We start from the raw sequence: 16,030 nt of genomic DNA on the forward strand, positions 1-16,030 counted from the left end.
AGCAGTGCTTTTTGTGCAGCGCAATATGATTTTTCCTCATGCTGCACATGCTCACTCACAGGTAGCTAGAAAGGCTGACAGTAGCCTGCTACTAGCGGTTACCGAACAAATGCTTACGTGCCTGTTCGTCCATTTCTACACCCGCCTGAGGATTAACATCTTCGACCAATGCATAAGCTCTTCGTACGGCTGGACGGGCTTTGATCATCTCAAACCAGCGCTCTAGATCAGGAAATTCTTCTAACGTTTGACGTTGCTTTTCCCAGGGAACTATCCAGGGATAGATCGCCATATCGGCAATCGAATAGTCGTCGCCACCGACATAAGTGTGGTGCGCCAGACGCTGGTCTAACACGCTGTAAAGCCGATTTGTTTCACGCACGTAGCGCTCAATGGCGTACTCCATCTTTTGCGGCGCATAGTGGCAGAAGTGGTGGTTTTGGCCTGCCATTGGGCCTAAACCACCCATTTGCCAATGCAGCCACTGCAACACGATATAGCGTTCGCGGCCTGCGGAAGGCAGGAAGAGGCCACTCTTATCGGCCAAGTACTCCAGAATCGCGCCCGACTCGAACATTGACAGCGGCTGACCGCCATCCTGCGGGGAGTGATCGACAATGGCCGGGATACGGTTATTGGGGGCAATAGAGAGAAATTCAGGATCAAACTGCTCGCCCAGGCCAATGTTAACCGGCTTCACCCGGTACGCCAGATTGGCTTCTTCAAGCATAATGGAGATTTTATGGCCGTTAGGGGTTGTCCAGTAATACAGGTCAATCATTGCCATCTCCTTGATGAAAACATTGATTCACTCGCGATGAGCCTATCAAGCTTCCAAAATGCATCAGGCGGTACATCAGTGTACCGCCATAGTTAGATCTATCGCGCAGCGGGCGTTATATATCGCGTACGGTCAGGGCATTGCTGGCAGCCCCGTCGTGTACGCTGAGCATGCGTTTAAACCACTCATCCACTGGGTCGCCAGGCTCTACTACTGCCTGGGTCGATACGACGTGAGCCCACATCATACTGCCAAACAGCAGGTAATCTGACCCGCTGGGGGAATCGCCGTCTAAAAAGCGGCTGTCTCGCAGCAAATCACGCACCGGTGCCAGCACCTGTTTAAGCTGCTGCTTACCCTGCTCAGGCTGGTGGAACTCTTCCAGCGTGCAGCCAAACCGCGCCTCACGGGTTTCACGGAAATAGCCTTGGTCGTCTGGGTGTACTGCCGCGAATAAATCCATGGCAATAATGCGGAACAACGCCGGATTGACGCTGCGCTCAACGAAGTATTTGAACAGTAATACCCGCTGATAGCTTACACCCTCGCCCAACACGGGTGCCTCGGGATACGCCTTATCCAGGTAGCGCATGATCTCGAAACTGTCGGTAACGACCTGGTCGCCGTCGCACAGCACTGGCACTTTGTCGTAGTCGGCAAACGCCAGCGCCTCCTTATCGAGGAACCGCCATGCCACGGTGGTGAATTCCAGCCCTTTATGGGCAAGCGCCATCCGCACGCGCCAGCAGTAAGGTGAAAAGCGTAGCCGTTCGTCACGGCCGCAAAGATCGTAAAGAGTCATTGCCACTGCCATAACCTCCGTGTGGTTGATCGTAGTAAGCCTTCAGCTGATAACAATGAGCGTTAGTCAGCGACGACGCAACTAGCCAGTTCTGTGCTGATCCTTTTGCTGGCAACTGTACTGTCTATTAGTCTAATAACCCAGCGCTTTCAGGTCTGCCCTGATGAACATAAAAATCCTTTAAAAACATCAACATAAGGAAATAAAAGCTATATAAAAACAACTATCAAACAAGCTTTTAAGTGGTAAGACCAATTTTCCAATGTAGTCATACTGTTAGCCTAAACGTATCTTTCACCTACACCCGACTGGCACCACAACAGCCAGACGGTTATTGCGGAGCATACCAAATCAATAACAAGGGGCAGTTCCTTCCATGAACGAAACGATTCTTGCACTTCTGGCCTTTCTGCCGCTGTTGCTGGCCGGTATTTTGCTCATAGGGTTTAAAATACCAGCCAAGATAGCGATGCCTATTGTTTTCCTGACCGCTGCCATTATTGGCTTAACCGCTTGGGATATGTCCTTTAGCCGCGTAGCGGCATCGACTATTCAAGGCCTGATTCAAACAGCGGGTCTCCTATGGATCATCTTTGGCGCCATACTGCTGCTTAATACGCTTAAGCACTCCGGCGGTATTACTGCTATCCGTAATGGTTTTTCAGGCATTAGCCCTGACCGCCGTGTACAGGCGTTGATTGTTGCCTGGCTGTTCGGCTGTTTTATCGAAGGGGCCTCAGGCTTCGGTACGCCCGCCGCGGTAGCTGCACCACTGATGGTTGCTCTCGGCTTCCCGGCGCTTGCGGCGGTGGTCGTGGGTATGATGATTCAATCAACACCGGTCTCGTTTGGTGCAGTGGGTACGCCCATTGTGGTCGGGGTCGGTAGCGGCTTGGATCGTATAGGTATTAGCGCCGAACTCGACTCAGTAGGCTCTAGCTGGGACGTCTTCTTCCAGCTAATTACCAGCGAAGTGGCGATTACTCACGGTATCGTGGGCATTTTAATGCCGCTGATTCTGGTCACTGTGATGGTGCGCTTCTTCGGTGCCAACCGCTCCTGGAAAGAGGGGCTGTCGATTACCCCCTTCGCCATCTTTACCGGTATCTGCTTCGTAGTGCCTTACATGCTGGTAGGCGTGCTGCTGGGTCCTGAATTCCCTTCAATGATCGGTGCCATGGTGGGCTTGGCAATTGTAGTACCTGCAGCCAAACGTGGCTTCCTGTTGCCAAAAGATACCTGGGACTTCCCCGAGTCCTCTTCTTGGCCTGACGAGTGGATCGGTAACCTACAGATCAAGCTGGATGACGTTATAGGCAAAGCGCCGATGTCCACCTTCAAAGGCTGGGTTCCCTACGTGCTGCTGGCACTGTTTTTGGTGGCCTCACGCACCATCGACCCACTGCGCAACGCACTAACTTCGATCAACCTCAGCTGGAGCAATATCCTTGGCGAAGCGGGCGTAAGCGGTGGCGTTCAGCCGCTCTACTTACCGGGTGGGATCATTGTTGCCGTGGTCATCATTACCTACTTCCTTCACCGTATGAACCCGCAAAAGATCAGCGCAGCGGTGTCTGAATCAACCAAAACAATATTTGGTGCCGGCTTCGTGTTGATCTTTACCGTGCCGATGGTGCGTATCTTGATCAACTCGGGCGTTAACGGCGCAGATCTTGTCTCGATGCCGGTGATGATGGCCCAGGCGGTAGCCAGTAGCGTAGGCGGCATTTACCCCTTCTTTGCCCCAGCGGTAGGGGCGCTGGGCGCCTTTATTGCAGGTTCCAATACGGTATCTAATCTAATGCTGGCGGAATTCCAGTTTAGTGTTGCTGAAACCCTGGGCCTCTCTACGGCCATGATGGTAGCGCTGCAGGCAGTCGGTGCGGCGGCGGGCAACATGATCGCGATTCACAACGTGGTCGCGGCGTCAGCAACGGTCGGTCTGTTAGGCCGTGAAGGCGCCACGCTGCGTAAGACGATTCTCCCTACGCTGTACTACCTCATCTTTGCCGGTACCATCGCGTTGATTGCGTTCTACGTGATTGGCGTGACGGATCCGTTAATGTGACCATGAAGTAACAGTTGCTGTAATAACGACGCTAGAAACGCAAGCCCCCAGGCCTTGACCTGGGGGCTTGCTATTTAGCACAGCAGGTTCTACGCGTTAATCGATACGCTTTAGCTGCTGACTATGGAGTTTGCCGCGTTCAACATAGCTTTGAGCGTTCTTCTTGAGCCCCGCCACGACTTCTGCGGTAAGCTCGCGCACGACCTTGGCAGGCGAGCCAACGATTAACGAGTTAGCCGGAAACACCGCGCCCTCCTTAATAAAGGCTCCGGCACCTACCAGGCTGTTCTCGCCAATCACCGCGCCATTTAACACCACGGCTTGAATGCCGATTAAGCAGCCGTCACCGATCGTGCAGCCATGTAGCATCGCTTGGTGCCCCACCGTTACGCCGTTACCTACCTTGAGCGGAAAGCCTGGGTCAGCGTGCAGTACGGCGCCATCCTGGATATTGCTCTCTTCGCCTACTTCAAGATGGTCGGTATCACCGCGCAACACGGCTTGATACCAAACGCTTGAGCGCGCCTTTAACGTAACCTGGCCGATAACATCCGCCGTTTGCGCAATGTAAACATCGTCATCAACCTTGGGGCGATGCTCGCCGTATTGATAAAGTGCCACGTTAATCTCCTGATTTGTTATGAGTATTCAGGCTAGCGCTTGTTCCAGTAATCGAGCAACGTGAATCGCTTGGCGCCCGCTGCCATCGTGAATCTGGTGGCGGCAGCTGGTGCCATCGGCAATCAACACGGCGTTGCTATCTGCTTTTCGAATCGCCGGTAAAAGCGAGAGTTCTGCCATTTTTAGCGAGGCGTCGTAGTGCTCCGCTTCGTAGCCAAAGCTACCCGCCATGCCGCAACAGGAGGATTCGATAGTCTCGATGGTGAGGTTCGGAATCCAGCCCAGCACCTGCTCAACGGGGCGCAGCGCATCGAAAGCTTTTTGATGGCAGTGGCCGTGCAGCATCGCCCGCTCGTAGCTTAGCGGCTTAAGCTCGAGCGGGAGCTGATTCTCGGCACGCGCCTTGACCAGAAACTCCTCAAACAGATAGGCCGATGCCGACAACGCTTTCGCCTCTTCGCCAAAGCCGTACTGTAGGAATTCATCGCGCATGCTAAGCAAACAAGAGGGCTCGAGACCCACAACCGCCACCCCGCGCTCTACAAACGGCATCAAGTGTTCAAGCGTACGCTTGGCCTCCGCCTTGGCTTTATCAAACTGACCGGAAGAGAGGTAAGTACGCCCGCAGCAAAGCGGCCTCTGTCCTTTGGTCACATTGAGGTGTACACGGTAGCCCGCTGCTTCCAGCACCCGCTTGGCGGCTTTGGCGTTATCGCCTTCCATATAGTTATTGAAGGTATCCACAAACAGCAGCACTTCCCGCTCCGAGGAGACAGGCTGCCGAGACGCTTCGGGACTGGCGAGGAAGTTACCGTTAAACACCGGCAGCGAGCGCTGGGGCGCCAGCTTTAACGCCTGCTTGATCTGTTTAGCCAGAAACGGCACCCGTTCGACGCCATTCACCAGGGCAGAAAACTTACTGGCCCAGGGCGCATAGCGCGGCATCTCACCCACCATGCGGTCACGTAACGAGAGGCCATTAACGCGGGCACGAGCAGTACGGGCTTCTATCTTGAACTTCGCCATATCGACGCCGGTCGGGCAATCCCGCTTGCATCCCTTACACGACACACAGAGATCCAGCGCTTCTTTTACGTCGTCGCTGGCAAGCCCTTCATCGCCCAACTGCCCGGAGAGCACCAAGCGCAGCGTGTTGGCGCGGCCGCGGGTCAGGTGCTGCTCATCTTTAGTGACCCGGAAACTCGGACACATGGTGCCTGCGTCAAACTTGCGGCAGTGGCCGTTGTTGTTGCACATCTCCACCGCCATGGCCAAGCCATGGGTCGCATCGCCGCCGGTACCCGGTGCTGTTTGCTCGCCGGTGAGCGGGTCGCGCTTCACATTCCAGGCGGACCAATCGAATACCGGGGTAAGCGGGATCGTGGTGTAAGACTTGGGAAAACGAAAATAGCGCTCGTCGTCCATTTTGGGGGTATCGACGATTTTGCCGGGGTTGAACAGGTTGTCAGGGTCAAACAGCTGCTTAATGTCGCGGAAGGCATTGTTGACCGTTTCGCCAAACTGCCACGCCACCCACTCACCACGGCAAATACCGTCGCCATGTTCACCGGAGTAAGCACCTTTGTATTCGCGCACCAACGCGGAGGCCAGCTCGGCAATTTCACGCATTTTCTCTGCGCCGTCCCGGCGCATATCGAGAATCGGCCTTACGTGTAACGTGCCGACACCGGCGTGGGCGTACCAAGTACCCTCGGTGCCGTAACGGTTAAATACTTCGGTGAGTTTTTCGGTGTACTCGGCCAGATGTTCGAGCGGCACCGCGCAATCTTCAATAAAAGAGACCGGCTTACCGTCGCCCTTCATGCTCATCATGATGTTGAGCCCAGCTTTACGCACGTTCCAAAGCGCTTTCTGCTCGGCAGCCTCGGGCATATCTACCACGCTGCCCGGCAAACCTAAATCGCCCATCAATTCATTAAGCCCACGCAGCGCATCAAGCTGTGCGGCGTGGTCCTGACCGGCAAACTCCACCAGCAAAATGGCTTCCGGCTTGCCAATCAGCGCCTTCTCAATGACCGGACGGAACGCTGGGTTCTCCAGCGACAGCTCAATCATGGTGCGGTCCACCAGCTCCACCGCCGTGGGGCCAAGCTTGACGATATGCTGGGTGAAATCCATCGCCTGATAAAAGGTCGGGAAATTCACTACGCCCAGCACCTTCTGCTCGGGCAGCGGTGAAAGCCTGAGCTTAATACGCTGGCTGACCCCGAGCGTGCCTTCCGAGCCCACCAGCAAGTGGGCCAGGTTGTCGCGCCCATCCGGGTCGTAGGGCATCGGGTTCTGGCAATCGAACAGATCAAGATTGTAACCACCCACCCGACGCAGCACCTTGGGGAAGTGATCGCGAATTTCCGGGCCCACACGTTCTGCAATTGCCCTCACCTGCTGGGCAAGACGCTGCTCCCGCGAGCCTTCCGCGAAGCGGTCGACGAAACCAAAACTCGCCGCGCTGCCGTCAGCCAATAGCGCGTCCACACCCAGCACGTTGTGCACCATATTGCCGTAGTAGATCGACCGCGACCCGCAGGAGTTATTGCCCGCCATACCACCAATGGTGCACTGGGCGCTGGTGGAAACATCCACCGGATACCAGAGCCCATGGGGTTTGAGCCAAGCGTTGAGGTGATCCAGCACAATGCCTGGCTCGACGACTACGGTGCGCGCCTCGGCGTCAAACTCAATCACCTGATTGAGCCAACGGGTAGTGTCGATGACCAGCGCTTCGCCGACGGTTTGCCCACACTGGCTGGTGCCCGCGCCCCGGGCCAAAATCGGCACCTTGGCATCACGGGCAATATCCAGGGCAATTTTCAGGTCTTCCTGATGGCGTGGGATAACCACGCCTACTGGCGTCACCTGATAAATAGAAGCGTCGGTTGAATAACGCCCCCGAGTGGCCCGGTCAAACAGCACCTCCCCGGCCATCTCTCGGGATAAACGCCCGGCTAGTTCGCCGAGCGGTTTAATCTTGGCATCGCGGGACGGCTGTTGGTTTGTCAGAGACGTCATGTGGCTCTCCCCCGTCGTTTAGCGCTTGCCTGCGTTAAGCGGGTTGGCTGCAAAGTAGTCCAAAGCAGCCGTTACGCCACTGCCTTTAAGGTTAACGCCCGACAGCTTCATACCCGCTTCACAGCCGCCTAGCGTGGCAATCAGCGTTAAATCGTTGCAGTCGCCCAAATGGCCGATTCGGAACATCTTGCCTTTGGCCTTGCCTAGCCCCATTCCCAGTGAAAGGTCAAAACGCTCATAGATAATCTTGCGCACCGCATCTGCATCGACGCCTTCCGGCATTACCACGCCGGTCAGCACCGGCGAATAAACCGACGGATCATGACACTGAATTTCAAGCCCCCATGCCTCTACCGCCGCGCGCACGCCAACGGCCCAGCGTTGATGGCGTGCCAGCACGTTGTCCATGCCCTCATCCAACAGCATATCCAGTGCTTCATTCAGGCCATATAGCAGGTTGGTGCTGGGCGTGTAGGGCCAGTAGCCGTTCTTGTTAGCTTCGAGAATTTCGTCCCAGGCCCAGAAACTTTTGGGTAGTTTCGCCTGTTTGCTGACTTCGATGGCTTTAGGTGAAAGCGCGTTAAAACTGATGCCCGGCGGCAGCATCAGGCCTTTCTGCGAGCCGGAGACGGTGACATCAACGCCCCACTCATCATGGCGGTAGTCAGCGCTGGCCAACCCAGAAATGGTATCGACAATCAGCAGTGCCGGGTGGCCCGCCGCGTCGATGGCTTTACGCACCGCGGCAATATCGCTGGTCACGCCGGTCGAGGTTTCGTTATGCACCACGCAGACCGCTTTAAGCTCGTGCTGGGCGTCCTCTTTCAGGCGTGCTTCGATCATGTCGGCCTGCACGCCGTGGCGCCAGCCTTCGTAGCCTGGCAACCCCAGAAACTCTGGCTGGATATCTAATCGAAGGGCCATTTTGTGCCACAGAGTGGCGAAGTGCCCGGTTTCGAACATCAGTACCTTATCGCCCGGTGACATGGTATTGGCCAAAGCAGCTTCCCAGGCACCGGTGCCTGACGCCGGGTAGATAACCACCGGGTTCTCGGTTTTGAAGATTTTTTGAGTTTTGCTCAGCAGCTCAAGGCCCAAAGCGCCAAACTCTGGTCCGCGGTGATCGATCGTGGGTAGGCTCATTGCCCGTAAAATACGGTCTGGCACCGGCGAAGGGCCAGGAATTTGCAAAAAGTGACGGCCGGATGGGTGAAAATCAAGTTTTAACATGATGACGTTCCTGTTTGTTGTTGTAGAGTTCGCGGCTGGATCGGCCGATTGGCGTTGCTAAAATTGGATAATGAATGCAATTATTCACATCAAAAAAGCGCTATTTGATACATCCTTCAGCACGTAAAGCGTCAAGCTCAGCGCCGGAGAACCCTAAGCTCTCGAGCACTTCGTCGGTGTGCTGGGCGAAGAGCGGCGCCGGGCTGCGGATTTGCGACGGCGTTTCCGAGAATTTGCTCGGAAATCCGATGGTTTTCATTTTGCCTATCACCGGGTGCTCCATCTCTTGCACCATACCGCGCGCTAAATAGTGCTCATCCTGCATGGCCTGGGCAAAGTCGTTGATTGGCCCGGCAGGCACACCCGCGCTGTCACATAGGGTTAGCCACTCATCAACGCTTTGGTTCGCCATCAGCTCTTCGAGAAGCGCCTCCAGCTCTTCAACGTGCTGTCCGCGATCCTGATTGGTAATAAAGCGGGGGTCCTGCATGAGTTCTTCGCGTTTAAGTACGTCCTGGCAGAAGCGCTCCCAGGTACGCTGATTGGCGCAGCCGAGCATCAAATAGCCATCGCTGGCTTTGACTGCCTGATAAGGTGCGGACACACGATGGCGCCAGCCCGTTGGTCCAGGCACGGTGCCTTCAGAGAAGTAAGCCGCCGCTTCCCATGTAAACCAGGGCAAACCACACTCGGTAATGGCGATATCAATGTGCTGGCCAGCACCGGTTTTCATCTTGTGGATACAGGCAGCGAGAATCGAGTAGACCGCCGTCAGACCACCGCCAATATCGTAAACCGCAATACCGGTTTTCAGCGGGCGCTTACCCTCTTCACCCGTCATCGACATCAGGCCTGTCATCCCCTGTGCCACCAGGTCAAAGCCCCCTTTGTGGCTATATGGCCCTGTTTGGCCATAGCCTGAAATAGAGCAATAGACGATGCCAGGATTAATTGCCTTGATGGTGTCATAGTCGATCTCAAGCGACTTGGTCACGCCAGGCCGATAGTTCTCAACAATGACATCGGCCTCAGCGGCCAAACGATAGAAGATCTGACGCGCCTGCTCGTCTTTAAGATTGAGCGAGATACTTTTTTTATTGCGGTTAATCTGTGAAAAGCAGGTCGATTCGCCATTGACGTAAGGGCCCATTTGGCGGCTATCGTCTCCGCCATTGAGCTTCTCTACTTTGATGACTTCTGCGCCCATATCGGCCAGCACCATGGTGCAGTATGGACCAGCCATTATTTGCGACACGTCCAGTACTTTTATGTCTTGTAGGGGAAGCATGCGCTTTCCTCCCAGTTGGTCGTTGTAAACTGTGCGCGAAACTAGTGGCCAGACCACTCAAACGACGTTTTATTGACGAATTTATCCACCGCCGCGGCAAAATCTCGACTCATATAGCAAGTCGTTACCCAGTCGTCGCTGGCATCGGCAGGGAGGCGACGCTGCTCAATCGCACGGCCAATCAGAGCCTTGCTGGCCTGAAGCGTCAATGGTGCTCGCTTCGCAAAGGCTTCCGCCAGCACGGCTACTTCGGCGTAAATGGCATCAGCGTCAAACAGTTGGTTGATCAGGCCTGCGGCATGAGCCTCGTCAGCGCCAAACAGCTTCGCCATCATCAGCGCTTCCTTGGTGCGCGCAACGCCTAGCATGTCGATCAGACGAGAGACATTGTTAATCGAGAGCGTATTGCCCAGCGTTTTGGCTATCGGCACACCAAACTTCAGCGCTGGGGTCGCATAACGGAAGTCGCACACCAGCGCAATCGCAGCCCCACCCCCCACGCAAGCCCCTTCAATCAGCGCCAGGGTTGGCTTGGGGAAAGTTTCCAGCTTGCCCACCACGCGATCGATGCGCCGCTCATAGTCAATCGCATCGTCAGGTTGTGTGAACCCTGCAAACTGGCTGATATCGGTGCCCGCAACAAAGGCTTCGCCGCCGACGCCGTGTAACACCACGGCATACACGGCGTCGTCTTCTGCCAACTGATCGCAGTACTTTTCCAGGGCGTCGTACATCTCCCAGGTCATGGCGTTACGACTCTGAGGCCGGTTAAAACCAATCCAGGCCACGCCATTTCGAACGTCATAAGTAACGCTGTCGACGTGTTGTTGTTTGTCTGTATTGCTCATCAGCTTCTCCTTAATAGCGCGTGTTTAGCTATAAACAAAGTTGACTAATGCCAGCGCAAACGCGGGAATGTAGGTATTGATCATTAGCACTGCGAACAGGACGGCGATAAACCACAGATTGGTTTTGGACGTGGCCCACACATCTGACTTAGCGATTGAGCAAGACGCGATGAGTACGCTGGCCACGGGCGGCGTTTGCTGACCGATTGCCAGGTTCAGTGTCACGATCAAACCAAAGTGAAGAGGGTCAATACCCACCTCTATAACCAGCGGCAACACGATAGGGACGACCAGTATAATCGCCGCTGCTGAATGCAGAAAAATACCCAAAATCAGGAAGATGACATTGAGGAGCGCCAAAATAAGATATTTATTGTTGGTTAGCTCGCTGATTTGCATAGCGATTTCTTGTGGCACTCGGGTCTCGGTAAGGTAACCACCTACCACTGCAGAGGCAGCCACCAGCAGCATCACTACCGCTGTTTGCACACCAGCACTTTTACAAGAATCGATGAAATTCCTGAGAGTGAATTCGCGATAAACTACCGCACTGATAAAGATAGCGACGCACACGGCCAATGCCGCACCTTCGGTCGCCGTGACAAAGCCACCAAAGATCCCACCTAGAATAATGACTGGAATCAACAGCGCCCAAATGGCTTCCTTAAAGGCAATCCAGAGCTGCGAAACCCGGAAGCGGCCTTCAGAGGGGAAGTCATTCTTGCGTGCCAGGTAGTAGCACATCGCTGCTAAACCCATCGCGCCCAACAAGCCTGGCAAAATACCGGCCACAAACATCTGTACGACCGATTCACCCGACATCACCGCATAAAGAATCATCGGTATAGAGGGCGGAAGAATGATCGCCAGGCTTGCCGCAGAGGATGAGATGGAGGCCGAAAATTCTTTTGAGTAGCCTTTCTTGCGCATGGCGGGGATCAAAATACTGCCGATTGCCGAGACACCCGCCACTGCCGATCCAGAGATTTCAGCAAAAAATACCGATGCCCCAATAGTGACCATGGCTAAGCCGCCTTTGATAAACCCCACCATTGCCATGGCCAGGTCGATCAAGCGCCGCGATATACTCGAGGCGTTCATAATCGCACCCGCTAAAATAAACAGCGGTATGGCGATGAGCGGAAAATTAGTCGCCCCTTCAAACATGGTCATGCCCACCGTAGGCATTGCCATGTTGCCGTATGTCATAAAGGTGGCAATCGTTCCTACCAGCGCCAAGGCAACCGCCACCGGCACGTTAATCAGGATAAGGACTATCAGTGCTAGAAATATGTAGAGTATGACCATGCTATTTACTTACCCTCGCTGATGCGTGCTAACGGTGGCGACTTCTTCCGCGTCGATACCGGCTTCTTCAAGCTCATGGTCAATAAAGCCTCTACCCTGGGCGCTTTTGATAACGTCAGGGAGCCGCAATAGTTCAGCCAGAATGAACAGTACGGAGGCAACAGGAATCGCAGAGTGAACCAGTTGCATGGAAACCTCTGGGAGACTGACCATGCCAACGTCTTGGAGAATCAACATGACTTGGTAGCTGGCCAGCCCCAAGAAAACGAAGAACCCGATAGTGATAGCTTCCGCTAACAGCGCGATCGGCACCCGAATAGAGGGAGGGCACATGTTCAATACACTTGGACAAGTGATGTGTGCCCCTTTGGCGGCTGCTAAAGCCGTTCCGTAGTAGGTCACCCAGGCGAGCAAAGCGGCGGCAAGCTCGTCATACCAGCTTAACGGTGAGCCTAAGTAGCGGGTCACAAAACCGAGTGTGACGACGACGGCAAGCGCGATGACCAGAAAGACCACGATGCCTTCAAGAAACGCGAAATACGCGTTCCTGAGCTTTATAAAAGTACTCATTGAGACCTCCGAAAGTCGAGGCGCCTCGCCATACAACGACGCACCTCTGTTAGAGCGACGCTTTGCTTACTCGCGTAGAGCAGCCACGGCATCAATCATTTCCTGGCCACCATCCACTTCGTTAGCGAACTTGTTGTAAATGGTCTCAGAGGCCTCAACAAAGGCATCGAAGTCGACTTCATTAACTTCCATACCTGCATCGCGCAATTTGACGAGAGTTTCATCATCCAGTCGCTGACCTTCTTCTAACACGAAGTCCTCCATTTCGACGGCGACTTCTTCCAGCACTTGCTGCACTTCCTCGGGTAGGCGATTCCAGCTAGCACCTGCGGTCAGGTATGCCGGGGTATAAACGTGGTTGGAAATGGAGAGATAGTCCTGCACTTCATGAAAACGTGAAGAGTAGGTTTGAATAAAGGGGTTTTCCTGACCATCCATTGCGCCAGTTTGCAGAGCAACAAACACTTCCGAAAGCGACATTGGGGAAGGTGCCGCGCCATAGCTGCGGAACATATCAATGCGCCATGTACCGCCGGGAACGCGCAGCTTTATACCGTCGAGATCCTCAGGTGTAACAATGGGGCGTACGTTATTGGTAATCTGACGAAAGCCGTTTTCCCATACACCAATAATTTTGAAACCGCGCGCTTCGGCTGCGTCATACAGCGGGCCGCGCACGATCTCTTCGCGCACACGCTTCATATGTTCACGGTCTTTAATCAGGTAAGGCATCTCGAACAGCGCAAACTTATCTGACTCAGAGCTCATCACCGTTGAAGGCAGTGATAGGTCTAGGGACCCTAAGCGTAACCGACGCATCATCGATTCATCGCCCCCCAGTTGGCTATTGCCATAGACACTAACCTCCGCTACGCCTTCCAGGCGTTCGTTGGCCAGTTCAGCAAAGCGGTTTGCACTGATTTCGAACAGCGAACCAGGCCCCCCTACATGGCCTAGTCGAATTTCAGTGTTTGCATTAGCAGCGGCGGCCTGCAAACCCAGTGTCATAACGGCGGTTGCAAGTACTGTTCTGAGCAATTTCATAGTGAACTCCAGGTGAAGCATTTGTTGTTGTTAGCAATATCACCACCGTGGCTTTGGCACCCGATGGCACCTGCAAAAGGAGCCGCTTGAGCAGGCCTACTTATTATTAGCGGCGCTTACTCTAGGGTTATCCTCCACCTCAATGTGAATTCAAAATTCAAAATTAGGTATTAAACTTTCGTCTCGTCGCACAGTCTTCCTTTCAAGCAACTGATTATTAAAGGGGTTATTAAATCGTCGCCATAAATAAAAAAACGGGCAGTGGCTAAATAAGCCAACTGCCCGTTTTTTTATCGGTACTGCCTGTCATTCCCTAGCTCGGCTCAAGCCCCCAGAGCAATCCAGCACACTCAATACCAGCAATGGCTGCCAGTTGATCCTCTTCTGACGAAGCGCCGCTAACCCCCACTGCGCCAATCAAGCGGCTTTGTTCATTAAGAATGGGCACCCCGCCTGCCACTGCCACAAAATGTCCTTGGGAGGCTGACGCAACACTGGCAACAAACGCTGTACGTTCCGCGTTACGTGCGCCAATCACCCCGCTGGCAATGCCTATGCCCAGTGCGGCGTAGGCTTTACCCTGGGCAACGGGAAAACGCAACGGAGCACAGCCATCTTCACGTTCAGCGGTAACCACGTTACCGCCGCCGTCCAGCACAACGATCGTCAGAGGAGGCAACTCCAAATCGCGTGCTTGTTGCATGGCACCATCGATTATCTTTCTGCTCTGCTCTCTGGCGAGCTGTACGCTGCAATGAAATACTTGTCCGGCCATCAGCTTTTCCTTTGTCATTGTTGTAGGCAATGGTGGGCAAAAGTACCACCAAAGAAATATTGAATTCATAATTACTTTTGCAGATCATATACACAATAGCCACTATAGGAATATGGCATCGTGCTCAAATCGATACAGGCGGTGTGGGTAGCTTGGCTGCAAACCGAGCCCACCACTGAAAAGGAACTGATTCATGACAAAGATACTTCAACGCAATTTGTATCGTGAAGTGGCCGATAGAATTGGCGACCTAATTGAGCACGGAGAGCTTGCCCCTGGAGAGCGCATTTCTGAAAAGCAGCTGTGTGACCTATTTGGGGTATCGCGCACCCCGCTGCGTGAAGCACTGAAAGTGCTCGCCACCGAAGGGTTAATTGAACTGCTACCCAATCGTGGCGCACGCGTGGTTCGGCTAACCCTGAAAAACGTTAAAGACACTTATGACCTGATGGCGGCACTGGAAGGCCTTTCAGGTGAGCTTGCCTGTCAGCATATTAGTGACGCAGAGATTGCGGCCATCCGGCAACTGCACAATACGATGCTAGAGCACTACCGCAACCGCGATTTAATGCCTTATTTCCAGGTTAACCGACAAATTCACGAAAGCCTTCTGGCAGCGTCGAATAACGATGTACTGCAAGAAATGTATAGCAACTTAAGCCAGCGCGTTAAGCGCGTTCGTTACTCCAAGAAAATGACCGAGCGCTACTGGCGTCAGGCGGTAAAAGACCACGAAAACATGATGGCGGCACTGGAGAAGCGCGATAGCCAATTGCTCGGCCAAATTCTCCGTGATCATCTGTGCAACAAGATTGAAGTGGCCACCTTAGCGGGTGTGATTGACACTGAAGACGATAAGAGTGTGGCCAATAGCTAACAAACTACTGCCACTCTTCAAGACGCATGGAGGAGCGCTCTAGCCGTTCATGCTCTTCCTCTAAATCGCGTAGCAGTTGGCTAATACTGGAGAGGTGCGTCAACGCCACCTGCTCTGCCTGCTCCGCCTCGCCATTAACTACCGCATCATGCAACTGCGCATGCTGCTGATTGATCATCGTCCTGGGCGCTGGCAAGTGATAAAGATGTTTGACCGAGGCAAACACCGAGCTGAGCAGTAAATCGGTCAGACTCTGCAGCGTGTGCACCAACACCGGGTTGTGGGACGCCTGGGACACCGCCAGGTGAAAGGCGTGATCCAGTCGCGCCAATCGTTCGACATCAATGGTTTCTGCGCTTTCCGCGTAATCAGCCATTTCGCGATAGCGCCGAGTGATCAGCACCCGGTCGGCGGAGGTGCCGCGGCTTGCCGCTAACCGCGCCGACTCCCCTTCTAGCAGGGCGCGTACTTCTAACAGGTCAAACAGTGTGCGCGGATGATCTTTAAACAGATGCATCAGTGGGCTTTGGTTACCCACGGGCAAAAGCGTGGCGACCGTCGAGCCATGGCCCTGGCGGGTATCGATAATTCCTTTGCTGCGCAAAATTCTCAAGCCCTCGCGCAGCGAAGCACGGGAAACGCCCAGCCGTTCACAAAGCCGCCGCTCTGAAGGAAGCAGTTGGCCGGGCCGAAAAACACCATCAAGAATCAGCCGCTCAAGCCGGGTGGCCACGTGTTCAGGCATCCGTTGCCCTGGGGTCAACGCTTGATTCTCCGCTGGCATGACT

At 54.2% G+C, this 16,030-nt stretch carries 14 protein-coding genes; 2 read left to right on the top strand and 12 right to left on the bottom strand.

Annotation, left to right across the window (positions count from 1 at the left end; genetic code table 11):
- Window positions 1–91 precede the first annotated feature (91 nt).
- Both QEN58_RS15085 and QEN58_RS15090 read right to left on the bottom strand, forming a co-directional pair.
- Window positions 92–781 carry a glutathione binding-like protein gene (locus QEN58_RS15085; protein ID WP_280104439.1) on the bottom strand — a complete coding sequence of 230 codons (690 nt, stop codon included), beginning with the start codon at window positions 779–781 and terminating at the stop codon, window positions 92–94.
- A gap of 115 nt (window positions 782–896) precedes the next feature.
- Window positions 897–1,589, bottom strand: a complete 693-nt coding sequence (locus QEN58_RS15090) for a glutathione S-transferase family protein (protein WP_280104440.1) — start codon at window positions 1,587–1,589, stop codon at window positions 897–899.
- Window positions 1,590–1,959: 370 nt separating this feature from the next.
- On the opposite strand from QEN58_RS15090, the gene QEN58_RS15095 reads away from it, so the two are divergent.
- A complete protein-coding gene (locus tag QEN58_RS15095; protein ID WP_280104441.1) occupies window positions 1,960–3,651 on the top strand; it encodes an L-lactate permease in 1,692 nt (563 codons plus the stop codon).
- A gap of 96 nt (window positions 3,652–3,747) precedes the next feature.
- Here QEN58_RS15095 and QEN58_RS15100 read toward each other — a convergent pair whose 3' ends face one another.
- The 9 genes from QEN58_RS15100 to QEN58_RS15140 form a co-directional block, all read right to left on the bottom strand.
- Window positions 3,748–4,272, bottom strand: coding sequence for a gamma carbonic anhydrase family protein (locus tag QEN58_RS15100; RefSeq protein ID WP_280104442.1), 525 nt, complete (start codon window positions 4,270–4,272; stop codon window positions 3,748–3,750).
- Window positions 4,273–4,299: 27 nt separating this feature from the next.
- Window positions 4,300–7,302 carry an FAD-binding and (Fe-S)-binding domain-containing protein gene (locus QEN58_RS15105; RefSeq protein WP_280104443.1) on the bottom strand — a complete coding sequence of 1,001 codons (3,003 nt, stop codon included), beginning with the start codon at window positions 7,300–7,302 and terminating at the stop codon, window positions 4,300–4,302.
- Between the two features lie 18 nt (window positions 7,303–7,320).
- A complete protein-coding gene (locus QEN58_RS15110) occupies window positions 7,321–8,532 on the bottom strand; it encodes a pyridoxal-phosphate-dependent aminotransferase family protein (RefSeq protein ID WP_280104444.1) in 1,212 nt (403 codons plus the stop codon).
- A gap of 100 nt (window positions 8,533–8,632) precedes the next feature.
- Window positions 8,633–9,820, bottom strand: coding sequence for a CaiB/BaiF CoA transferase family protein (locus tag QEN58_RS15115; RefSeq protein WP_280104445.1), 1,188 nt, complete (start codon window positions 9,818–9,820; stop codon window positions 8,633–8,635).
- Between the two features lie 41 nt (window positions 9,821–9,861).
- Window positions 9,862–10,668, bottom strand: a complete 807-nt coding sequence (locus QEN58_RS15120) for an enoyl-CoA hydratase/isomerase family protein (protein ID WP_280104446.1) — start codon at window positions 10,666–10,668, stop codon at window positions 9,862–9,864.
- A 24-nt stretch (window positions 10,669–10,692) separates the two neighbouring features.
- Window positions 10,693–11,976: a TRAP transporter large permease gene (locus QEN58_RS15125; protein ID WP_280104447.1), complete on the bottom strand. Its 1,284-nt coding sequence runs from the start codon at window positions 11,974–11,976 to the stop codon at window positions 10,693–10,695.
- Window positions 11,977–11,985: 9 nt separating this feature from the next.
- Entirely contained in the window at window positions 11,986–12,546 is a 561-nt protein-coding gene (locus QEN58_RS15130; RefSeq protein WP_280104448.1) for a TRAP transporter small permease, read from the bottom strand.
- A 66-nt stretch (window positions 12,547–12,612) separates the two neighbouring features.
- Window positions 12,613–13,590, bottom strand: a complete 978-nt coding sequence (locus QEN58_RS15135) for a TRAP transporter substrate-binding protein (RefSeq protein ID WP_280104449.1) — start codon at window positions 13,588–13,590, stop codon at window positions 12,613–12,615.
- 313 nt (window positions 13,591–13,903) lie between these two features.
- Window positions 13,904–14,365: a GlcG/HbpS family heme-binding protein gene (locus QEN58_RS15140; protein WP_280104450.1), complete on the bottom strand. Its 462-nt coding sequence runs from the start codon at window positions 14,363–14,365 to the stop codon at window positions 13,904–13,906.
- A 193-nt stretch (window positions 14,366–14,558) separates the two neighbouring features.
- Between QEN58_RS15140 and QEN58_RS15145 the strand changes: the two genes are divergently transcribed.
- Window positions 14,559–15,242: a GntR family transcriptional regulator gene (locus QEN58_RS15145; RefSeq protein WP_280104451.1), complete on the top strand. Its 684-nt coding sequence runs from the start codon at window positions 14,559–14,561 to the stop codon at window positions 15,240–15,242.
- A gap of 4 nt (window positions 15,243–15,246) precedes the next feature.
- Here the strand turns inward: QEN58_RS15145 and glcC are convergent, their stop codons facing one another.
- Complete coding sequence (gene glcC / locus QEN58_RS15150; RefSeq protein WP_280104452.1) at window positions 15,247–16,026, bottom strand: transcriptional regulator GlcC; 780 nt, start codon at window positions 16,024–16,026, stop codon at window positions 15,247–15,249.
- Between the last annotated feature and the right edge of the window lie 4 nt (window positions 16,027–16,030).

Origin of the sequence: Halomonas alkaliantarctica (assembly GCF_029854215.1) — a bacterium.
Lineage (GTDB): Bacteria > Pseudomonadota > Gammaproteobacteria > Pseudomonadales > Halomonadaceae > Vreelandella > Vreelandella alkaliantarctica_A.